The sequence below is a fragment of the Citrobacter sp. CK195 genome (assembly GCF_030333365.1).
GTDB classification, from domain to species: Bacteria; Pseudomonadota; Gammaproteobacteria; order Enterobacterales; family Enterobacteriaceae; genus Citrobacter_B; species Citrobacter_B koseri.
Map to the genome: position 1 here is coordinate 1 of NZ_JAOWGB010000004.1, position 506 is coordinate 506.

Genomic DNA, 506 nt, shown 5'->3' on the forward strand with positions numbered 1-506 from the left:
TGCGAAAATTTGAGAGACTCATACACACTTTACGTGTGTCGTTTCAATTTTCAGCTTGATCCAGATTTTTAAAGAGCAAAACTTCGCAGTGAACCTTTTCAGGTACACTCTGAAGTTTTCTTATATGAGCAGTAAAATATGGTGGAGCTATGCGGGATCGAACCGCAGACCTCCTGCGTGCAAAGCAGGCGCTCTCCCAGCTGAGCTATAGCCCCATACAGTACAGTCAGAACCTCTTACCGATGATTTTTCCTGAGACAAGGCGTGGAATGACGAAGCATACTTAAAGTATGTGAGTCATTTCACAACGCAGTATTCAGGGAAAATCTGGTAGGCCTGAGTGGACTTGAACCACCGACCTCACCCTTATCAGGGGTGCGCTCTAACCACCTGAGCTACAAGCCTGTAGAGGTTTTTACTGCTCGTTTTTCATCAGACAATCTGTGTGGGCACTGCAAAGGCAGGTTCTTTAAGGTAAGGAGGTGATCCAACCGCAGGTTCCCCTA

At 46.4% G+C, this 506-nt stretch carries 2 tRNA genes; both read right to left on the bottom strand.

Annotated features, from left to right (window positions below):
• Positions 1 to 139 precede the first annotated feature (139 nt).
• Positions 140 to 215, bottom strand: a tRNA-Ala gene (locus OGX93_RS00025).
• 113 nt (positions 216 to 328) lie between these two features.
• Positions 329 to 405: transfer RNA gene (locus OGX93_RS00030), tRNA-Ile, on the bottom strand.
• Between the last annotated feature and the right edge of the window lie 101 nt (positions 406 to 506).